The sequence below is a fragment of the Glycomyces albidus genome, assembly GCF_009451885.1.
GTDB classification, from domain to species: domain Bacteria; phylum Actinomycetota; class Actinomycetes; order Mycobacteriales; family Micromonosporaceae; genus Glycomyces; species Glycomyces albidus.
On record NZ_WIAO01000005.1, the window covers coordinates 25,106 to 44,388 of the forward strand.

The 19,283-nt window shown below is 70.8% G+C and carries 17 protein-coding genes; 10 read left to right on the forward strand and 7 right to left on the reverse strand.

Going from position 1 to position 19,283, the window contains the following annotated elements:
- Positions 1 to 72 precede the first annotated feature (72 nt).
- Entirely contained in the window at positions 73 to 336 is a 264-nt protein-coding gene (locus GFD30_RS06000; protein ID WP_153024307.1) for a ribbon-helix-helix protein, CopG family, read from the forward strand.
- Positions 333 to 770 carry a PIN domain-containing protein gene (locus GFD30_RS06005; protein WP_322632992.1) on the forward strand — a complete coding sequence of 146 codons (438 nt, stop codon included), beginning with the start codon at positions 333 to 335 and terminating at the stop codon, positions 768 to 770. The genes GFD30_RS06000 and GFD30_RS06005 overlap by 4 nt, the downstream gene beginning before the upstream one ends.
- Here the strand turns inward: GFD30_RS06005 and GFD30_RS06010 are convergent.
- Positions 767 to 1,930: a class I SAM-dependent methyltransferase gene (locus GFD30_RS06010; protein WP_153024309.1), complete on the reverse strand. Its 1,164-nt coding sequence runs from the start codon at positions 1,928 to 1,930 to the stop codon at positions 767 to 769. The two genes, GFD30_RS06005 and GFD30_RS06010, sit on opposite strands and share 4 nt — an antisense overlap.
- 216 nt (positions 1,931 to 2,146) lie before the next feature.
- Here GFD30_RS06010 and groES point away from each other — a divergent pair, with 216 nt between their 5' ends.
- Positions 2,147 to 2,446: a co-chaperone GroES gene (groES, locus tag GFD30_RS06015; protein ID WP_270118789.1), complete on the forward strand. Its 300-nt coding sequence runs from the start codon at positions 2,147 to 2,149 to the stop codon at positions 2,444 to 2,446.
- Positions 2,447 to 2,515: 69 nt separating this feature from the next.
- Positions 2,516 to 4,144 carry a chaperonin GroEL gene (gene groL / locus GFD30_RS06020; protein ID WP_153024310.1) on the forward strand — a complete coding sequence of 543 codons (1,629 nt, stop codon included), beginning with the start codon at positions 2,516 to 2,518 and terminating at the stop codon, positions 4,142 to 4,144.
- Positions 4,145 to 4,471: 327 nt separating this feature from the next.
- Here groL and GFD30_RS06025 read toward each other — a convergent pair whose 3' ends face one another.
- Positions 4,472 to 6,199: an ABC-ATPase domain-containing protein gene (locus GFD30_RS06025; protein ID WP_153024311.1), complete on the reverse strand. Its 1,728-nt coding sequence runs from the start codon at positions 6,197 to 6,199 to the stop codon at positions 4,472 to 4,474.
- 189 nt (positions 6,200 to 6,388) lie between these two features.
- Here GFD30_RS06025 and GFD30_RS27790 point away from each other — a divergent pair, with 189 nt between their 5' ends.
- Positions 6,389 to 7,009, forward strand: a complete 621-nt coding sequence (locus GFD30_RS27790; protein WP_322632993.1) for a helix-turn-helix transcriptional regulator — start codon at positions 6,389 to 6,391, stop codon at positions 7,007 to 7,009.
- 167 nt (positions 7,010 to 7,176) lie between these two features.
- On the opposite strand, the gene GFD30_RS06035 is transcribed toward GFD30_RS27790, so the two are convergent.
- From GFD30_RS06035 to GFD30_RS06045, 3 genes are all read right to left on the reverse strand, one after another.
- Complete coding sequence (locus GFD30_RS06035; RefSeq protein WP_153024312.1) at positions 7,177 to 8,352, reverse strand: amidase; 1,176 nt, start codon at positions 8,350 to 8,352, stop codon at positions 7,177 to 7,179.
- A 199-nt stretch (positions 8,353 to 8,551) separates the two neighbouring features.
- Positions 8,552 to 9,481 carry a hypothetical protein gene (locus GFD30_RS06040; protein ID WP_153024313.1) on the reverse strand — a complete coding sequence of 310 codons (930 nt, stop codon included), beginning with the start codon at positions 9,479 to 9,481 and terminating at the stop codon, positions 8,552 to 8,554.
- A 73-nt stretch (positions 9,482 to 9,554) separates the two neighbouring features.
- Positions 9,555 to 9,920, reverse strand: coding sequence for a DUF5319 family protein (locus tag GFD30_RS06045; RefSeq protein ID WP_322632994.1), 366 nt, complete (start codon positions 9,918 to 9,920; stop codon positions 9,555 to 9,557).
- A 183-nt stretch (positions 9,921 to 10,103) separates the two neighbouring features.
- On the opposite strand from GFD30_RS06045, the gene GFD30_RS06050 reads away from it, so the two are divergent.
- From GFD30_RS06050 to GFD30_RS06065, 4 genes are all read left to right on the forward strand, one after another.
- On the forward strand, positions 10,104 to 10,271 hold the full coding sequence (locus GFD30_RS06050; RefSeq protein WP_153024314.1) for a hypothetical protein: 168 nt from the start codon (positions 10,104 to 10,106) through the stop codon (positions 10,269 to 10,271).
- 340 nt (positions 10,272 to 10,611) lie between these two features.
- Entirely contained in the window at positions 10,612 to 12,102 is a 1,491-nt protein-coding gene (guaB, locus tag GFD30_RS06055; protein ID WP_153024449.1) for an IMP dehydrogenase, read from the forward strand.
- Between the two features lie 24 nt (positions 12,103 to 12,126).
- Positions 12,127 to 13,248: a GuaB3 family IMP dehydrogenase-related protein gene (locus GFD30_RS06060; protein ID WP_322632995.1), complete on the forward strand. Its 1,122-nt coding sequence runs from the start codon at positions 12,127 to 12,129 to the stop codon at positions 13,246 to 13,248.
- Between the two features lie 98 nt (positions 13,249 to 13,346).
- On the forward strand, positions 13,347 to 13,562 hold the full coding sequence (locus tag GFD30_RS06065; protein WP_153024315.1) for a hypothetical protein: 216 nt from the start codon (positions 13,347 to 13,349) through the stop codon (positions 13,560 to 13,562).
- 66 nt (positions 13,563 to 13,628) lie between these two features.
- Here GFD30_RS06065 and GFD30_RS06070 read toward each other — a convergent pair whose 3' ends face one another.
- Positions 13,629 to 14,099: a hypothetical protein gene (locus GFD30_RS06070; RefSeq protein ID WP_153024316.1), complete on the reverse strand. Its 471-nt coding sequence runs from the start codon at positions 14,097 to 14,099 to the stop codon at positions 13,629 to 13,631.
- Between the two features lie 182 nt (positions 14,100 to 14,281).
- A complete protein-coding gene (locus GFD30_RS06075) occupies positions 14,282 to 15,352 on the reverse strand; it encodes a hypothetical protein (RefSeq protein ID WP_153024317.1) in 1,071 nt (356 codons plus the stop codon).
- Between the two features lie 293 nt (positions 15,353 to 15,645).
- Between GFD30_RS06075 and GFD30_RS06080 the strand changes: the two genes are divergently transcribed.
- Positions 15,646 to 19,035 (forward strand): adenylate/guanylate cyclase domain-containing protein, encoded by a 3,390-nt coding sequence (locus GFD30_RS06080; RefSeq protein WP_153024318.1) that lies wholly within the window; start codon positions 15,646 to 15,648, stop codon positions 19,033 to 19,035.
- The last annotated feature ends 248 nt before the right edge of the window (positions 19,036 to 19,283 follow it).

The following is a 19,283-nucleotide window of genomic DNA, read 5'->3' on the forward strand; positions in this document are numbered from 1 at the left end:
CGCCGAGAACACCGCCCGACCACTCGAGCGTCGGAAGCGTCTCAACACGTATGCATGAGGTAGCATACGCACATGGCAAAGAAGAGGACCATGGTCTACGCGGACGAGGAAGACCTGGCGATCATCAAGGAGGCGGCCAAGCGGTACGGCGTGTCGGAAGCGGAGATCATCCGCAATGCGATCCACCGAGCCGCGATGTCCAGCCGGATCTGGGATGAGCCGTTCTTCCGAAAGACCTATAAGCGAATCCGCGATGAGAGCTACCAGGAGGCGAAGGAAGCCATCTGGGAGGAGCGACTCGACCGGTACCACGCTTCGCGGGACGAGCGCGCGTGATCGTCGTCGTGGCCGACACTTCCGGTCTTCTCGCGGCGCTGGACGAGGAGCACCCCGACGGCGAGGGGGCCCGCGAGGTCATGCGCACGGCCGGTGTGCTGGTGATCTGCCCGGCTCTCTTCTCCGAACTGGACCACATGGTCACCCGGGATTTCGGGCGCGAAGCATCCTTGGAGGTGCTCGACGACCTGAGGGTCCGGGTCGACGAGGGGCGCGCGGTGATACCACATGTCTCGGCGCGAACGTTGGATCTGGCACAAGATGTTCGCCGCCAATATCGCGGTCTCGACCTCGACATCGCGGACGCGTTCAACGTTGTCATCGCCGCTGAATACGAGACCGACGCGATCCTGACACTCGACCGTCGAGACTTCAGGGCGATCAAACCGCTCGCGCAGTTCGCGGCGTTCCGACTTCTCCCCGACGACCTCTAGGCTTCGCCGCAGAGCAGGGCCGCGTGGGACTCGCCGATTCTTGTCGCCACCAGCGTGGCTTCTTCGGGTCCCTTCAGTTTCAGTTGCTTTCGGAGGGCCGCCGGGTCGATTCCGGTTCCTCTTTGCTTGATCGTGAGGCGACCGATGCCTCGGTCTGCCAGGAGCGCCTTGAGTCTCCTGGGGTGCAAAGGCCAGACCTCTTCGACCTTCCAGGCTCTGGCGAACGGGGTTTCGATCAGCTCGTCGCCGTAGAGGTACGCGATGTGCTCGTTCGCGGTGTGCGCGTTCAGATCTTGAGCGAGTTCCGCCACCAGGCCCGCTCTGATGACCGCGCCGTCCGGTTCGTAGAGGTAGGTCGCCACCTCGCCCACCTCGGCCCGCTCCTCGCCGGTGCCGGTCAGTTCGTGCCACTCGCCGGCCTTGAGCAGACTCGCCCTCCGCTCGACCTGAGCGGCCTCGCCGAGCCACAGGCACGCCTCGACCACGTCCCTCTCGACCGAGACCCATTCCGCCTCGGCTCCTTCCGGGATCCACTCGTGGCCGATGCCCGGCCCCAGTTTCACCGCCGCGAAGCGCGCTCCGCGGAGGTGTTCCAGGAGCTCGTCCAGGGGCGGCGAGTAGTCGGCCGGGTTGAAGTTGCGGCCGGCGCCCGACCGCCTCGCCGGGTCGGCGAACGCCGCATCGGCGAGGGGCGTCCGCAGCGCGTCGCCCACCTGCACGTCCACGGCCAGTCCCATCGCCTCCGCGTTCGCCCGCGCGTACGCCGCGGTCTCGGCGCTCATGTCGACTGCCTCGACCGCCAGGCCCGCCTCCGCGAACGCGAGCGCCTCCGTACCCAGCCCGCAGCACAGGTCGGTCACCCGGCCCGCCGCGGCCGCGAAGCGGGCCGCGCGGCGCTCCGCGACCGGCCACCGCGTGGCCTGCTCGAGCCCCGGCCGCGTGAAGTAGAGCCGGTCCGCCCGGTCCCCGAACTTGGCCCGCGCGTGGCGCCTCAGGTCCGCCAAGGTCAGGGCCGCCGCGGCCAGGTCCGGTTCGACCCCGGCCTTGCGGAGCGCCAGCGGGGCCCGGTCGCCGTCGCGTTCGAGGACCTCGGCGGCGCGGTCCTGGAGCCCCGGATCGGCCTTGAGCGCTTCGAGCAGGCTGGTGTGCACGAGGTCCATGCTATGACGATGGAGACCCGGGCTTGACGCCCCCACCTGGGCGAACTAACCTCTGCCTTAGCACTCGCAGGGCGAGATTGCTAAGCGCTATGATCGCATTGGCACTCTCTCCGTGAGAGTGCCAGCCACGGGCCGGTGCCTCGGCACCCGCGACGACGAGACCCGCGCTCTCGTGGCGGACATCCGTATCGAACACGTCAGGTTTGGAGAAACCAAGTGAGCAAGGCTGCCATCAAGCCGCTGGGCGACCGCATCGTTGTCCAGGCGAACGAGGCCGAGACCACCACTGCCTCGGGTCTCGTCATCCCGGACACCGCCAAGGAGAAGCCGCAGGAAGGCACCGTTCTGGCCGTCGGCCCGGGCGCCTTCGACGACAAGGGCAACCGCCTCCCGATCGATGTCAAGGTCGGCGACGTGGTCATCTACTCCAAGTACGGCGGCACCGAGGTCAAGTACAACGGCGAGGAGTACCTCGTCCTGTCCTCGCGCGACGTCCTCGCGGTCGTCGAAAACTAACTGCCGAGCAGTGGCACGTTCGGGGCCCTCTCTCGCGGAGGGCCCTTCCGTGTCTTAGGAAGGGAAACCATGCCGAAGATTCTCAACTTCGCCGAGGACGCGCGGCAGAACCTGCTGCACGGCATCGACCACCTCGCCGACACCGTCAAGGTCACGCTCGGCCCGAAGGGCCGCAACGTGGTCCTGCAGCGCTCGTTCGGCGCGCCCCTGATCACCAACGACGGCGTGACCATCGCCAAGGAGATCGAGCTCGCCGACCCGTACGCCAACCTCGGCGCGCAGCTGGTGAAGGAGGTCGCGACCAAGACGAACGACGTCGCGGGCGACGGCACCACCACCGCGACCGTGCTGGCCCAGAAGATGAGCCGCGCCGGCATCAAGGCGGTCACGGCCGGGGGCAACCCGATCGCGATCCGCAAGGGCATCGAGGCCGCGGCGAACGCCGTGTCCGACGAGCTGCTCCGCCAGGCGATCCAGATCTCCGACCACGAGCACATCTCGCAGGTCGCCGCCGTCTCGGCGCAGGACCCGGAGATCGGCGAGCTCATCGCCAAGGCCATGGACGCGGTCGGTGTCGAGGGCGTCATCTCGGTCGAGGACGGCTCCAGCCTGGAGACCGTGCTCGAGGTGACCGAGGGCATGCAGTTCGACAAGGGCTTCATCTCCCCGAACTTCATCACCGACCAGGACTCGCGCCAGACGGTCTTCGAGGACCCGTACATCCTCATCACCAACGCCAAGATCTCCTCGATCGAGGACCTCCTGCCGGTGCTGGAGAAGGTCGTCGAGACCTCGAAGCCGCTGCTCATCATCGCCGAGGACGTCGAGGGCCAGGCCCTCGCGACCCTGACGGTGAACGCCCTCCGCGGGACCCTGCGCGTGTGCGCCGTCAAGGCCCCGGCCTTCGGCGACCGCCGCAAGGCGATCCTGGGCGACATCGCGACCCTCACGGGCGCCGAGGTCGTCTCCTCGGAGATCGGCCTCGACATCAAGGCCGCCGACCTGTCGCACCTGGGCCGCGCGCGCCGCGTCACCGTCTCGAAGGACGCCACCACGATCGTGGACGGCGCCGGCGAGAAGGAGGCGGTCGACGCCCGCATCGCGCAGATCAAGCAGCAGGCCTCGACCACCGAGTCGTCCTGGGACCGGGAGAAGCTCGAGGAGCGCCTCGCGAAGCTCTCGGGCGGCGTCGCCGTCATCCAGGTCGGCGCGGCCACCGAGGTCGAGCTGAAGGAGCGCAAGCACCGGATCGAGGACGCGGTCAACGCGACCAAGGCCGCGGTGGAGGAGGGCATCGTCGCCGGCGGCGGCGCCGCCCTGGTCCACGCGATCCCCGTCCTGGAGAAGGTCGAGCTCGACGACCCCGAGGCCCGTGTCGGCCTGCAGATCGTCGAGGAGGCCCTCTCCGAGCCGCTGCGCCGCATCGCGGTCAACGCCGGCGAGTCCGGCGACGTGGTCGTCAACGAGGTCGCCGGCAAGGGCTGGCGCGAGGGCTGGAACGCCGCCACCGACGTCTACGAGGACCTGGTCTCGGCCGGCATCCTCGACCCGGTGAAGGTCACCCGCAACGCGCTGCTCAACGCCGCCTCGATCGTGGGCCTCGCGCTCACCACCGAGGTGACGATCGTGGACAAGCCCGAGGAGGAGCAGGAAGCGGCCGGGCACGGCCACTCCCACTCCCACGGGCACTCCCACTAGGCCCGGGATCGCCTGAGCCGCAGTACGACCCGACCGAGGGCCGCCGACACCGTCGGCGGCCCTCCGGCGTTCGCACAGGCGGACTGGACGCCGGGAGAACCGAAAGTGTCAACATCCCGACAGTTTGTCGCGGAGCTGTCGGGAAACCGATAGAGTTCAAGTGCCTTCGCGGCCTTTGGGGATCGGAGCCGCGAAGGCACTTTCATGTCTACGTTTCGGACGAGTGTTCAGTTCCGCCCCTGCCGCAAACCAGCCCGTCGCCGCCGGCCCTGTCGCAGCGGCCCCGCCGCATCGCCTGCCCCGCTTCGCCCGGCGCCGTCGGTCCGCTCACTGCCGCACCCGCAGCTCCCGCATCCGGTTGAGCGCCGCGGCCACCTCGAACCGCCTCGGGATCGCGAAGTCCACGTCCCGGATCCGCAGCAGCTCCGCCTCGCCCCCGGCATCGAGGGCGGCGTCCAACCGGTCCAGCGCCTCCGCGACCGTGGCCTTCCCGTCGATCCAGCCCCGCCGCACCGCGGCCTCGAGCGCGAGCCCGATCCCGGCGGTCATCGACGGGTCGGTGATCTGCTCGACCGCCCGCACGTCGATCTCGGACTCGCCGAACCGCAGCCCGTCGGTGCCGCCCGCGCGGATCTTCTGCCTCCCCCGCGACTCCGACGACACCGAGCCCGCGTCGATCACGCGCGCCCGCGGCATCCGGAACCCCTCGGCCTCGACCCGCCGCCCGGTCGGCTTCGCCGCCAGGGACTTCGCGCGCTCGGTCACGTCCTCGGGCACGTACGCGTCCATCAGGATCACCCGGTCGGCGACGTCCATGTAGTCGCCGGAGCCGCCCATGACGAGCACGACCGCCACGCCGTGGTCGTCGGCCATCGACCGCACGACGTCGACGAGCGGTGTCAGCGGCTCGCGGTCCTTCGCGACGAGCTCCTGCATCCGCGCGTCGCGGATCATCAGGTTCGTCGCGGCCGTGTCCTCGTCGATGAGCAGCACCCGCGCGCCGGCTTCGAGCGACTCGACGACGGCGGCGGCCTGCGAGGTGGAGCCGGAGGCGTTCTCGGTCGAGAAGTGCCGCGTGTCGTCCCCTGACGGCAGGTGGTCGACGAACGCGTGGACGTCGACGCCGGTGACGGACCGCCCGTCCTCGGCGCGGATCTTCACGGTGCTCCGGTCGGCGACGACGAAGTCGCGGCCGTCGCTGGGGACGTGGTCCCACACGCCGGCTTCGAGGGCCCGCAGGAGGGTCGACTTGCCGTGGAAGCCGCCGCCGACGATGAGCGTGACCCCCGGGCCGATGCCCATGCCGCGCACGGTTCCCGCGTGCGGCAGTTCGACCTCGACGGCGAGCGAGTCGGGGGAGCGGAACGGCACCCCGGACGCCATCGGCCGGTCGTCCACTCCGGACCGCCGGGCGAGCATGGACCCGTCGGCGACGAACGCCACGAGCCCCTGCGCGGCGACCGCCTCCCTCAGGGCCGCGACGTCGTCGGCGTGCCGCATCCAGGTCCCGGCCTCCTCTTCGCCCACGGCGAGCGCGTCGTCGGCGGCGCCGGGGAGGTCCTCGCACAGCAGCCGCGCGGCCTGCCGTCCGGCGATGCGCCGCCCGTGCCCGGGGAGCTGCGCGCCGAGGCGGAACACGACGGAGCCGTCATCGCCGACCTCGCATGAGGACCGGCGCAGGATCTCCTGGCCGCCGGCGTCGATCCTGAGGTCCCTTGTCGGGCAGGCCCGTTTGAACCGCTTCGCGAGGAGCACCGCGATCGCGCGGCGCCGCTCGGGGGTCGCGTGCCACTCGGGGAGCAGGTCGGCCGCATCGGCGTCGAAGTGGAGCTCCACGCGGCTCGGCGGGGCGTAGGGATCCGACTGGACCTTCGATATGTCCAGAATCGCCAGACCTGTCCGCCATTTGCCACGCAAGGATTTATATCGGCCGTAACTCGTACCTTCCAGGGCCGTTAGTTCGTTAGACAGGTCATGGCGAGGTGGATGTGAACGATGATCACCAAAATCGCTGGACTCGGCCCAGTGCTGTCGTCCGCCTCTTCGCTGTGTCATGCCCCCAGTTTCCCATCAGGGTCGAGGTCTTCGCGTCAGCGAACCCGAACACCAAGCGTCCACGCCTCTTCCCGGAAACCTCGAAAAGTCACTCGAAAATTCGCGCGAACACGCGTCATGGCGGCGGATCGCCTGCGTGCTGGAACTAGAGAGACACGCACGGCCTACCGCACCGAAAGGTAGAACAAAGTGAGAACCGTACTGGTCTGTGTTAAGACTCCTCAAGCCGGACAGAAGATCTCGGCCTGCGCGACCCGCATGGGCCTGGCGCAGGCGGTCAAGTCGGTCGAGGGATCGCCCGAGCTCTTCATCGAGCTCGGCCGCCGCCAGGTGGACGTGGTGCTGGTCGACGTCGGCCTCGCCGCCCCGGACCCGGTCAAGTTCGTCAAGACCGTCCGCGCCCGTTCGCCCCGCACCGGGGTCCTGCTGTCCGGCGCGGCGGACCCCCGTACCGCCGCGATGGTGGTGGCCGCGGGCGCCCGGGGCGTCATCCGCACGCCGTCCAACAACTCCGACGACCTGCTGGTCGCCCTCGCGCAGGCGATCATGTTCGCCTCCCCGAGCCTCCAGCGCGTCACCGAGACCGTCCCCCGGCAGCGCTCGACCCTCCAGGGGATGAAGCTGACCGAGCGCGAGCTCCAGGTCCTCCGCGGCATGAGCGAAGGCAAGTCGAACGCCGAGATCGGGCGCGACCTGTTCGTCTCGGAGGACACCGTCAAGACCCACGCGCGGCGCATGTTCCGCAAGCTCGGCGCGCGCGACCGGGCCCACGCCGTGGCCGAGGCGTTCCGCTCGGGCCTCGTCTGCTGACGCGTCGACCGCGGATCCACTGAGGACCGCAGCCGGTCCCGCCTGGCAGGACGGGATACCGCGCGGTCCGACCCGGCGCCGACGTCGATCCACCGAGGACCGCAGCCGGCCCCTGGCAGGACGGGACGGTACGCGGTCCGAGACGACGCCGCGGCAGCGAAGCTGAATCAGTGCGGATCGGCAAGGGCCAGCAGGGCCTCGTCGCCTCCCGGAGTGGCGACGAGCTGCAGGCCCACCGGCAGGTCCTCGACCGTGCCCGCGGGGAGCGCGAGCCCGGGGGCGCCGGCGAGCCCGGCGATGCACGTCAAGCGCACGATGGCCTCGCGGTCGGGCTCCTGCCCGATCAGCGGCGCGGGTCCGGGCGCGGCGGGGATCGCGAGCGCGGTGCCCTCGGGGAGCCGGTCCCTGACTAGCGCCACCACGCCGCTGCGGACCCGCTGCGCCCCGGTCACGTCGGCGCTGCCGAGCTTCGACGCGGCCGCGAAGCGCGCCTTGACGCCCGGCCCGAACTCGGGCCTCGACGCCTCGATCCACGCGCCGTGCGCCTGCCACGCCTCCCACGCCTGGAGCGCCGCATAGGCCCGGCGGGCGGATTCGAGGGGCGTGACCGCGCCCGCGGCCGCGCCGGTGTCGTGCCGGACGCCGAAGTGCGGGTCGTCGAAGAACGGGGAGGTGTCCACTTCGAGCCCGAGCGATTCGACGGCGGGCATGACCGCCGCGCGGGTCGCCTCTGACTGCTCGTCCCAGATGTCGCGGGGTGCGAGCAGCCGGGTGATCGGCGCGTGCGCCTCCTCCGGTGCGCCGAGGAGCACCTCCATGGCGAGGCGCAGCGTGCGCGCGTCGCGGGTGAGGACCCCCGCCGTGTCGAATGTGGGCGCGAGCGGCACGACGCCTTCGAGGCTCACCCGCCCGTGCGTGGGCCGCAGCCCGAACAGGCCGCAGTAGGAGGCGGGCACGCGGATCGACCCGCCGGTGTCGGTGCCGAGCCCGATGTCCGCGAGGCCCTGCGCGACCGCGGACGCCGACCCGGACGACGAGCCGCCGGGGACGCGCCCGGGCGCGGCCGGGTTGTCCGGGACGCCGTAGTGGGCGTTGCTGCCGTTGAGGCTCCACGCGAGCTCGTCGGTGACGGTCTTGCCGACGACGCGCGCGCCGGCCGCCCGCAGCAGTGCGACGGCCTCGGCGTCCTTCTCGGCGGGGCCGTGCGTCTCCAGCCAGCGCGGATTCCCTGCGCCCGTCGGGGTTCCGGCCAGGTCGAACAGGTCTTTGACGGCGAGGCGCAGGCCTTCGAGCGGCCCGGAGCCGCCGGCGTCGTCGACGAGGGCGATGAACGGATCGGACACGGTCGGTCTCCTTCGGCAGCATGGGGCGGGCGCCTTCGACGCGGCCGTCCTCGTTCCGTCGCACTCGGCTCGGACGCGGCCGGCGGTGCCGCGGCGTCGTGGTCCAGTGTTCCCCGGTTTCGCGGCACGGCCCGCGAACGCCGCGGCGAGTTTCCCCACAGCCCGGTCCGGCGGACCGGAGTGGACGGTCGCGCTCCCCTCAGTCCTCGGACTCGGCGAGGAACGCGGCCAGTTCCGCCCGGAGGTCGCGGGACCTGGTGGCGCTCCTGCTCGTCATCAGGTCGACCGCCTCCCAGGCGAGCCGCCAGTCCGCTTCGGCGGCCGCGTTCGTCAGGGCCCTGAGGTCGGCGTGCTCGCGGATGCCGCTGTAGGCCTGCTCGGCGGAGAACGCGTCCATGGTCTCGAAGTGCCCGGGCAGCGGCTGGCGGCCGGGTTCGCCGAAGGACAGGAGCGTCAGTGCGATGAGGTGCCCGGTCCGCGCCACGGCGAACACCTGCCCAGGGAGGATCTCGAGCGGTTCGGCCGCGGCGGTGATCTCGGCTTCGATGCCGGAGGCGGCGAAGATCAGGTCGACGTCGAGGTCGCGCTCGCCGGTGTCGTCGACGAGCCGCGCGCCGGCGACGAGGCCGTTCGGGTGCTGCTCGATCTCGATGTTGAACGGGTCGGCGGGTCGGCCGTGCTCGTGGTCCCAGTCCTTGACCGACATCTGGTCGGTGACGCTGATCGTGCGGAGCCCGGCTTCTTCGAGCGCGTCCAGGATCGCGTGCGCGACGTCCTCCTCCTTGACGGCGAGGATCACGCTGGCGTGGGTCATGTACGCGGGTTCGATCCGGGCCGAGACCGCGAGGCTCCCGCCGAGCGCCCAGGGCGCTTCGAGCGCGTCGAACGCGACGGCGAGCCGCTCGTACGCGCGCTCGAGGCCGTTCGACTCGGGTCCGGCGGGGCGCTCGCCGGGGGCGCCGAAGTCCTGGATCCCGTCGGTGCTCATCCATTCCAGGAGGGCGCGCTGCTGCTCCCGCACGCCGAGGCCCGGCCGTTCCCGCAGCACCTTCATGCGGTACATGCGCAGACGGGTCTCGTCCATTTCCCGGGCCAGCCGCAGGCGGTCCTCCGGCGTGAGTGATGCCATACCGCCAGGGTAAATCGGTTCCCCCGCCGACCTCAAACGGCCGCACCCGCGGGTTCGGCTCCCGGCGCGCCCCTCAGTCGATCTCGCCGTGGGTCCGCAGCCAGCAGTCGGAGAAGCCGCGGGCGTAGTCCCAGGTCACGTAGTGCGCGGGGTCGGGGTCGAAGGCCGGTTCGTGCACCTGGGCGCAGTTGGCCTCCAGGAGGCCGCGGAGGTTCGCCATGAGCAGGCCCCAGGTGAAGTAGTGCGATTCGTCGCAGTCGGCGCAGTCGACCACGACGCCCCGGTAGCCCTGCGGTTGCAACACCTTCTCGAACGTCTCCAGTTCGTGGAGGTCCTCGAGGAGGTCGGCGCGGTCGTCGTCGTCCAGCTCGGGTTCGAACGCGAGCGCCTCCGCGTGGTCGGGATCGTCGGCGAACGGGTCGCGAGGCTCCTCATACACGGTTCAAGCCTAACGCCACGGCGCCGCCGCGGCCTGCTCCCGGCGCGGCGGCGCCTGGTGGGCGCGGGTGCGGGGCGCGGGACTCCCGGATGCGTGCCACCATCGCAATCGGGTGCTGACACGGCGTACCCCGCTCGTTAGCATGGGCTGCAAGTCAACCCGATGGATGCGAGGAGACGGCATATGGACAGCTTCGGCGAGAACGTGGAAGAGATCTTCGACGACGTGGTGGACGGGGTCGCGGACACGGTCACCGACATCGACGCCACCGAGGTGTTCGAGGACGTCAGCGAAGGCGTCGGCGACGCGTGGGACACCGTGTCGGACGAGGCCGGGGAGCTCTTCGAGTAGCCCCGCCCCGCGAGCAGCACACCCTCGGCACACCCTTGGCACTCTCTTCACCCGCGACCTGATTCACCCGACCGGTTCACTCATACACCCGGTTCACTCATGCGGCCCCGGGGACGCCCGTCCCCGGGGCCGCTCCACGTCCCGCGGAATTCAGTCCCTCGAATTCAGCGGATGACCGGATGCCCAGCTCCCGCCGTGAATCACACCCCACGGGGACGTGTGCGACGCGGGGGGACGGCCGTTGCGGCACTACCATTGCCCCATGGCGTTCTCAGGGGATTTCGGAATTCAAGGGCTCGAAGGCGCTGCCGGCGAGCGGGTCGGAGGCACCACGGTGCCGATGGGCGCGGCCGGCGCCATTCCACTCGGCCTCACCTATGACGACGTGCTGCTGCTGCCCGGCGAGTCCGAGGTGGTTCCCGCGGAGGTCGACACCTCCTCCCAGCTCACCCGCAACATCCGCATCTCGGTGCCGCTCCTGACCGCGCCGATGGACACCGTCACCGAGGCCCGCATGGCGATCGCCATGGCCCGCCTCGGCGGCCTCGGCATCCTCCACCGCAACCTCCCCGCCGAGGAGCAGGCCCAGCAGGTGGACCTCGTCAAGCGCTCCGAGTCCGGCATGGTCGCCGACCCGGTCACATGCTCGCCCGAGGACACCCTCGACCAGGTCGACAAGCTCTGCGGCAAGTACCGCATCTCCGGCCTCCCCGTCACCGACGAGAAAGGCAAGCTCGTCGGCATCATCACCAACCGCGACATGCGCTTCGAGACCGACCTCTCGGTGAAGGTCGCGACCGTCATGACCCGCGATCACCTGGTCACCGCGCCCGAGGGCGTCTCCAACGAGGAGGCCCTCGAACTGCTCAAGAAGCACAAGATCGAGAAGCTCCCGATCGTCGACGGCGACGGCTACCTGCGCGGCCTCATCACCGTCAAGGACTTCGCCAAGCGCGAGGAGTTCCCGAACGCGTCGAAGGACGACTCCGGGCGCCTCCGCGTCGGCGGCGCCATCGGCGTCGGCGAGGACCAGTACGCGCGCGCCGGGCAGCTCGTCGAGGCCGGCGTCGACCTCCTCGTGGTCGACTCCTCCCACGGGCACTCCCGCGGCGTGCTCGACATGATCGCCTCCGTCGCGAAGGACTTCGGCCACAAGGTCGACATCATCGGCGGCAACATCGTCACCTCCCAGGCGGCCGCCGCCCTGATCGACGCGGGCGTCGACGGCATCAAGGTCGGCGTGGGGCCCGGCGCCATCTGCACCACCCGCGTCGTCGCCGGCGTGGGCGCCCCGCAGGTCTCGGCGATCATGGACACCGTCCGCGTCGCCCGCGAGCGCGGCGTCCCGGTCATCGCCGACGGCGGCATCCAGTACTCCGGCGACATCGCCAAGGCCATCGTCGCCGGCGCCTCCACCGTCATGATGGGGCAGCTCTTCGCCGGCTGCGCCGAGAGCCCCGGCGACCTCATCTACATGAACGGCAAGCAGTTCAAGTCCTACCGCGGCATGGGCTCCCTTGGTGCGATGCAGTCCCGCGGCCAGGCCAAGTCCTACTCCAAGGACCGCTACTTCCAGGACGCGGTCGACTCCAACGACAAGCTCGTCCCCGAGGGCGTCGAGGGCCAGGTCCCCTATCGCGGCACCCTCGCACAGGTGGTCTACCAGCTGGTCGGCGGTCTGCGCATCGCGATGGGCTACACCGGGGCCGGTACCATCGAAGGGATGCATGAGCGCGGCCGTCTGGTCCGGATCACCGCTGCGGGCCTCAAGGAGAGCCACCCGCACGACATCCAGATGACTGTGGAAGCGCCCAACTACCACACCCGGTAGTCGGGACCTGTAGGAGGAGAGACTGTGCGGGAATTGGTCGAGATCGGCCCCGGCAAGATCGTGGCGCGGGGCTGGCGTCTGTCCGAAGTGGCGCTCGTGCCGACCCGGCGGACCCGGGACATCGACGACGTCTCCACCGAATGGCAGCTCGACGCCTACCGGTTCGAGATCCCTGCCGTCGGGCACCCGTCCGACGCGACGATGAGCCCGGCGTCCGTGATCGAGATGGGCCGCCTCGGCGGCCTCGGCGTCCTCAACGGCGAGGGCCTCTGGTGCCGCTACGTCGACCCGACGTCGCTGCTCAAGGAGCTCGCCGACACGCCGGCGGAGAACGCGATCGAGCGGCTCCAGGAGATCTACGCCGAGCCGGTGAAGCCCGAGCTCATCGCCGAGCGGATCGCCGAGATCCGCGCCGGCGGGATCACCACCGCGATCCGCTTCAGCCCGCAGCACACGGCCGAGCTCGCGCCGCTCGCCGTCGAGGCGGGCGTCGACCTGCTGGTCATCCAGGGCACCATCGTCTCGGCGGAGCACGTCTCCTCCGGCGGCGACGTCCTGAACCTGAAGCAGTTCATCGCCGACCTGGACATCCCGGTCGTCGTCGGCGGGGCCACGAACTACAAGACCGCCATGCACCTGATGCGCACCGGCGCGGCCGGCGTCATCGTCGGCGTCGGCTCCGACGACTGGTCGACCACCGACACGGTGCTCGGCATCGACGTCCCGATGGCCTCCGCCATCGTCGAGGCCGCCGCGGCCCGCCGCGACTACCTCGACGAGACCGGCGGGCGCTACGTGCACCTCATCGCCGACGGCGAGATCACCAACTCGGGCGCGATCGCGAAGGCCGTCGCCTGCGGCGCCGACGCGGTCATGCTCGGCTCGATCCTCGCCGACGCCGCCGAGTCCCCGGCCGCCGGCGCCTGGTGGCACTCCGCCGCCTCCCACCCGAAGCTGCCCCGCGGCCGCTTCCGCCCGGGCGACTCCGGCGACATCGAGGTCCCCGACCTCGAGGCCATCCTCTACGGACCCAGCAACTCCTCGGACGGCTCGCAGAACCTCTTCGGCGGCCTGCGCCGCGCCATGGCCAAGACCGGCTACACCTCGGTCAAGGAATTCCAGAAGGCCAGCCTGGTCACCGCCTAGACGACCAGCGCCGAGGCCCGGGACGCGCGGTGCGAGTCCCGGGCCCCAGCGTTTCGTTCGCGCACCCTGGAATCGGACACGACACCGGAGGTGATGACATGACGACCAAGGAACTGCTGCACCGGCTCGTCGACGACCTCGGAGAGCCTCAGGCGGCTGAGGCGCTCACCTGGATCCGCGCGCGCTACGGTATGCCAGACCCGTGCCGGGACGACACCACCTTGCCCGAATGGGTCGGCTCGTTCTCCTCTGGCCGCGGTGACCTCGCCGAACGCCATGAGGAGACCCTGCGTGACGAGGGCGACGGTCGTTGATGGTCGTTGACACCGGGCCGCTTCTGGCGCACTTCACCATCGTCCGGCCCGTCCGCGTGGACGCCTTCAGCCTTCTTCCCTGAAACCCTGCTTCGGTTCGTCTTGGAGAAGGAGATCCACCAGGGTCCTCCAGTCTTCGCGGTTTGCCCAGAACCGCTTGAACGGCAGCTTCTTGCGTGCGCCGTCGCGGGCGACTTGATAGATCCGGCCGTCATAGACCGAGTACTCGAGCCGCTCGAATCCCCGAGACGGGTACCGGTCTCTCCGTGAGCGCGGATCAATCACTCTGCGGCGCTGAGCATCGAAGAAGAACATCCGCCGCTGGGACAGCAAGATGATCGAGCCGCCGATCCAACCATAGGAGCAGCCTCGTGCGAAACCCTGCATGAATCGTTCGAGGGTCGACTCTGCGGTGGGCCAGAACCAGCAAGCTGCGGCGAGGAGTAGCGCAGCCGCGAGGCTCCACCAGGCAAGGGGTTGATGCCATCGAACCGCTTGGAGTGTTCGCGCCGCTTCGGCGGCGTCGACCGGCCGCATGGGGGCAGGGTCGGTGGGAGGACTCATATGGGGGTCTCCGTCCTAAGCTCGAGTTAGGGGCGGCAGGCGCTCGGTGAAGGCGTCGCAGTCGTGGAACGGCGTCGAATACACGAGGACGACGCCCGCCCCGATCCCGACTGCGCCTATCGCGAACAGGAGCAGGCGCCTCGGCCTGACACGGATCATCGCCGTTCACCGCTCGCAGCGGCGGGAACCGTGTGGTCGCTCCGGAACCGGTCGACGAACGCCTTCCATGCGACCTGCTCCCGCGCCCAGCCCGTGGCGACGCGGCGCCGTCTGCCGTCGGCGCGGACTTCGTAGAGGACGCCGAGGTACACCGAGTACTCGAGCCGCTCGTAGCCCGGGCGTGGGAACTCCCGGGCCGGAAGACCGAGTGGTTTCTTGCTCACCCGGCCGGTGCCCGGCTCGAACGAGAGTATCGGCCTGACGATGAGCGGGATCGCGCCGAACAGGCCGTATCCCGTCGCGACCAGTGCCATCGACCCGAAGGGGCCGTAGCCCTCGGGGGAGGAGCCCAGCCAGATCGCGACCTCGATGGCAGCGGTGCCGAGCCCTACGAGCAGCAGTCCGCCGAAGAACCGCCAACGGACGCCGACGCTGATCTCTCGTTCCGGTTCCGATGCGGACGGGGTGGGCACGCCGGCCGTAGGCGGCTCGCCGCCCTCATGACCTGCCGGCCGATCGCTCTGGTGCTCGAGGAAGACGTCGGCGAACGCGGTCCAGGCGCGCTGGTCGACCGTGAACGAATTGCGGGCGACGCTCCGCCGCCTGCCGCTCGGTCGGACGATCTCGAGCCGCCCGAGGTAGATCGAGTACTCGAGGCGGTCGCCGTCACGCCACCGCTTGAGTGCCCGCCGGATCTGACCGGTGCCGCCTGTGAGCCGTCGCCGGCGCACGTCGTACGTGAACAAGGATGGCTGCGCCAGCAGCATCGTGCCGAAGACCGCGGCGAACATCGGCGGGAATTGCACGAGGTACAACAGCGCCGAGCCGCTCTCGACGCCGAAGGACGCCGTGAGGTAGACGCTCAGTACGAACGTCGAGGGCGTCAGCGGCCAGGCGATCGCGACGATCCACCAGAGCAGGCGCCGGTTCGAGCGGACGACGATGGTGTTCCGGTCGGGCTCCTCGAGTTCCGCGGGAGGAACCGATGTCGCCTGCGGCCGCCGGCGCGGATGCAGCTCGTCGTCCGGGATGGGCGGCATGGGCGGGAGGTCGGCGAGAGGGGCCATATGGGGTGTCTTTCGTGTGCGGAGCCGCCGGGGCCGGCTCGTTGCCGCTGATGTTATCGGGGTCGGCGTCGCCGGTGGGTCCGCGCAGCCGGCGGGACCCCCGCCCGGTCCTCTGTTCGGGTGAGGGCCCTCCCGCTGTCGGGGAATTGTGCCGCTGCACACAGGTATCTGTCAGGTAGGCCACGTATCCTTGCCACCGTGAAGCGCAAGAAAGCCCCCCTTCCCACAAGGAGTGGGGAACAACACACCCCCGTCTCGGTGTTGGTGCTGCTGTGACCTGCCCGTTCTGTTCCGTGCCCACCGTGCCGGGCGCGCGCTACTGCCACAACTGCGGCGCGCCCCTGTCACCCGAAGCGACCGCTCCCCAGACGGAGCGGCGCTATGTCACGGTGCTCTTCGGCGACCTCTCCGACTTCACCACCTGGTCCGAAAGCCTCGACCCCGAGCGGGTCTCCTCGGTCACCGACCGGCTCCTCGCCGAGTGCGTGTCCGCGGTCAACGAGTTCGGCGGGCACGTCGACAAGCTCACCGGCGACGGCATCATGGCCGTCTTCGGCGCCCCCCTCTCGCACGAGGACGACGCCGAACGCGCCGTCCGCGCCGCCCAAGCCATGCAGAAGCGCGTCCGCCGCCTGCTCAAGGCCGAATCCGGCGGGGGCCTCCCCATCGGCCTGCGCATCGGCCTGCGGTCCGGGCTCGTCGTCGCCGGTATGCAGGCCAACCTCGAGTACACGGTCATCGGCGACACCGTGAACACCGCCGCCCGCATCTGCGCGATCGCCTCCGTCGGCACCGTCTGGGCCGGCGAGGAGACCGTGCGCGCCACGAAGCACACCGCCGCCTGGCGCCGACTCACCCCCGTGCGCCTCAAAGGCAAGCGCGAGCCCGTCGAAGTGTTCCAGCTCCTGGGCCTCGAAGACGAGCCCGGGACGCGCGCGAGCCTCGGCGACACCGCGCCGTTCATCGGACGCGACGCCGAGATCGGGCGCGTCACCGGCCGCCTCGAGGCCGTCATCGACCGCAGCGAGCCGCTCGTCCTCATCCACACCGCCGAAGCCGGCATGGGCAAGACCCGGTTCGCCCGCGAAGTCCGCACCCTCGCCACCGAGCGCGGCGCCCGCGTCCTCACCGTGCGCGTCGCCCCCTACGGCGAAGGCCGCCGGTTCGGGCCCCTCGCCGACCTCGTCCGCAAGGCCGCCGGCCTGCGGTTCGACGACGACCGGGCCACCGCCGAAGCGAAACTCCGGCGCATCGCCGACGGCCACCCCGACCACGGCGAATGCCGCCTGAACATCACGCTGCTCCTCGGCCTCCTCGGCCACGGCCGCCCCGGCGCGGCCGACCGGGTCGGCGGGTTCACCGGGCAGCAGTCCGACGCGTACACGATCCCCGAGGCCGTCGCCGAGCTCATCACCCACATGTCGACGCACGGACCGCTCGTCCTCATCATCGACGACCTGCACACCGCCTCCAAGGACGGCATCGACGCCCTCGGCGTCGCCCTCGCCAAGATCCACGGCCCCGTCCTCGTGCTCCTCTACGGCCGGCCCGAGCTCACCAGGTCCTCCGGCGTCCTCAACCGCATCTCCGAAGCCGAGGTCCACCCGCTCCCGCCGCTCGCCGGCGCCGACGCCGCGCGCCTCCTCCGCGAGTTCCTCGGCGGCGGCCGCCTGCCCAAACCCGACGAGGACCGCCTCCTCGGCTTCGCCCAGGGCAACCCCTACTACCTCGCCGAACTCGTCACCCTCCTCACCGAGCAGGGCCTCCTCACCGGCACCGGCGACCAGTGGCGCCTCGCCGCCGGGTCCCTCACCGGCAAGGTCCTCTCCCGCGACCTCGCCCAGGTCCTCGGCGCCCGCATCGACGCCCTGAGCCCCGCCGCGCGCTCGCTCCTGCGCGCCGCCTCGATCTTCGGCGACGCCGTGCCCCCCGAAGCCACCCAGCTCCTCGAGAAGGAGGTCCCCGGCGAGTTCGACCTCGCCCTCCAGGAGCTCCTCGACCGCCGCATGCTGCGCCGCCGCTCCTACGGCGGCTACCGCTTCGTCACCCCGCTGCTGCGCCAGGCCGCCTACGCGCCCATCGGCAAGGCCGACGCCGCCCACGCGCACGCCGAGATCGCCCGCTGGGCCGCCGACACCGAACTCGAGGGCCAGAGCGCCGACGACCTCGTCGTCTTCCACGCCGAGCAGGCCGTCACCCTCGCCCGCGAAGTCGAGATCGAAGCGATCGACGAGGTCTGGAACGTCCTCCCGCTCGCCGTCGACGCCGTCCGCAAGCAGGCCGACCGCGCCATGGACGCCTCCGAACCCGAACGCGCCGTCGCCCTCCTCAACGGCGTCGAGCGCATCGCGTCCCTCTCCCACGACGACCGGCTCCTGCGCGCCCGCGCGCTCACCCGCCTCGGCCGCACCGTCGAAGCCGAAGCCGAGATCGAGGGCCTCGCCATCGACATCGGCCTCATCCCCGCCGAGGACCACGCCGGCGACGAGCACGACGACCACGACCACCCGTCCGGACGGCTCTTCGGCGACGACTTCCCCGAGGACGCCTCCGAACTCGTCGCCCAGCTCCTCCTGCTCCGCGGCCGCCTCCACCGCTACAAGGGCGAACTCGCCGAGGCCCGCGGCACCTGGACCGCCGCGCTCGCGCTGTCGCGCCGCGAGGGCCTGGCCGGGCCCCGCTGCGACGCCCAGTGCCGCATCGGCCTGCTCGACTTCCTCGCCGGGCACCTCTCCGAAGCCGAGGCCCGCTTCCTCGACGCCTACGACACCGCGCTCGGCGTCGGCGACGACAAGCGCCTCGCGTGGGCCCTCCAGCACCGCGCCTGGGTCCTGGTGGCCCGCGGCGACTTCGACGGCGCCGACGACGTCCTCCGCGAAGCCGCCAAGGCCTTCGCCCGCCAGATGGACCTGGTCGGCCGGGCCTGGGTCCGCGGCGTCTCCGCGTTCGCGCTGCTCATGGCCGGCCGCTTCACCGAGGCGAAGCGGCTGTCGGACGTGTTCATGCCGATCGGCGAGCGCTCGGGCGACGTGTTCGCCGTCGGGCTCCTGCGCGCCATCGGCGCCGCCGCCCAGATCGGCCTCGGCCATCCTGAAGGCGCCGACGCGCTGGCGCGCAAGTCCTTCCGCGACTTCGAGCGGATCGACGACGACTGGGGCCGCGGCTTCGCCAAGTACGTCCGGGCCCTCGCGGCGCGCTCGATCGGCGCGCTCGACCACGCCCTCGACCTCGCCGCCGGCGCCGAGGAGTACGGCGCGAAGACCGGTCACCCGCTGCTGATCTCCTTGGCGCACAACCTGAGAGGTCGCTGCGCGCTCGAGGCCGGGGACCCGGCGACCGCGGAGGACGCCGCCCAGGAGGCCCTCGCGCTCGTCACCGACGACGTCCTCGAACCGGGCCGCGCCGCCAACACCGCGCTCCTGGCCGACGTGCACGCCGCCAAGGGCGACCGCGCCGAGGCCCTGCGCCTGCTCGAAGCCCTCGCGGCCCACCACGACGAGCCGTCGCTCGGCCTCCCGCGCCGGGCCATCGTGGCCCGCTACGCGCGGCTGCTCGACGAGGACGGCCGGTTCGACGAGGCCGCGAAGTGGGCCGGGATCGCGCTCAAGTCCTTCGGCGAGGACCCCGAGGCCACCGCCTGGGCCGCGCGCTACCTCGACACCGCGCGCGTCGCAGGGGCCTGAAGCCGATGACGGCCGGACGCGGCGGGCGGACGGGCGCCCCGGCGAACGCCGGCGCACCCGTCCTCCCGCGCGCTACACGGGGGATGCGTTCACTATGCGCCACCGACACTTCGCCCTCGGGAAGCGACATATCATCCGTTCGGCCAGTTATCGTTGGCTTTTCGTCTAGGGGTATACAGAATCGAGGGCGCGTTGCCGTAACGTTATTCGTCAAAGGTCCCACGACTCGGTTCCCCCAGGCCCGAGTC

Bases quoted from the DNA above. Each gene is read 5' to 3' on its own strand.
- GFD30_RS06075 (WP_153024317.1), bottom strand. From the start codon at position 15,352: ATGGCCCCTCTCGCCGACCTCCCGCCCATGCCGCCCATCCCGGACGAC.
- GFD30_RS06000 (WP_153024307.1), top strand. From the start codon at position 73: ATGGCAAAGAAGAGGACCATGGTCTACGCGGACGAGGAAGACCTGGCG.
- guaB (WP_153024449.1), top strand. From the start codon at position 10,612: ATGGGCGCGGCCGGCGCCATTCCACTCGGCCTCACCTATGACGACGTG.
- groL (WP_153024310.1), top strand. From the start codon at position 2,516: ATGCCGAAGATTCTCAACTTCGCCGAGGACGCGCGGCAGAACCTGCTG.
- GFD30_RS06040 (WP_153024313.1), bottom strand. From the start codon at position 9,481: ATGGCATCACTCACGCCGGAGGACCGCCTGCGGCTGGCCCGGGAAATG.
- GFD30_RS06010 (WP_153024309.1), bottom strand. From the start codon at position 1,930: ATGGACCTCGTGCACACCAGCCTGCTCGAAGCGCTCAAGGCCGATCCG.
- GFD30_RS06050 (WP_153024314.1), top strand. From the start codon at position 10,104: ATGGACAGCTTCGGCGAGAACGTGGAAGAGATCTTCGACGACGTGGTG.
- GFD30_RS06025 (WP_153024311.1), bottom strand. From the start codon at position 6,199: ATGACACAGCGAAGAGGCGGACGACAGCACTGGGCCGAGTCCAGCGAT.
- GFD30_RS06070 (WP_153024316.1), bottom strand. From the start codon at position 14,099: ATGCGGCCGGTCGACGCCGCCGAAGCGGCGCGAACACTCCAAGCGGTT.
- GFD30_RS06065 (WP_153024315.1), top strand. From the start codon at position 13,347: ATGACGACCAAGGAACTGCTGCACCGGCTCGTCGACGACCTCGGAGAG.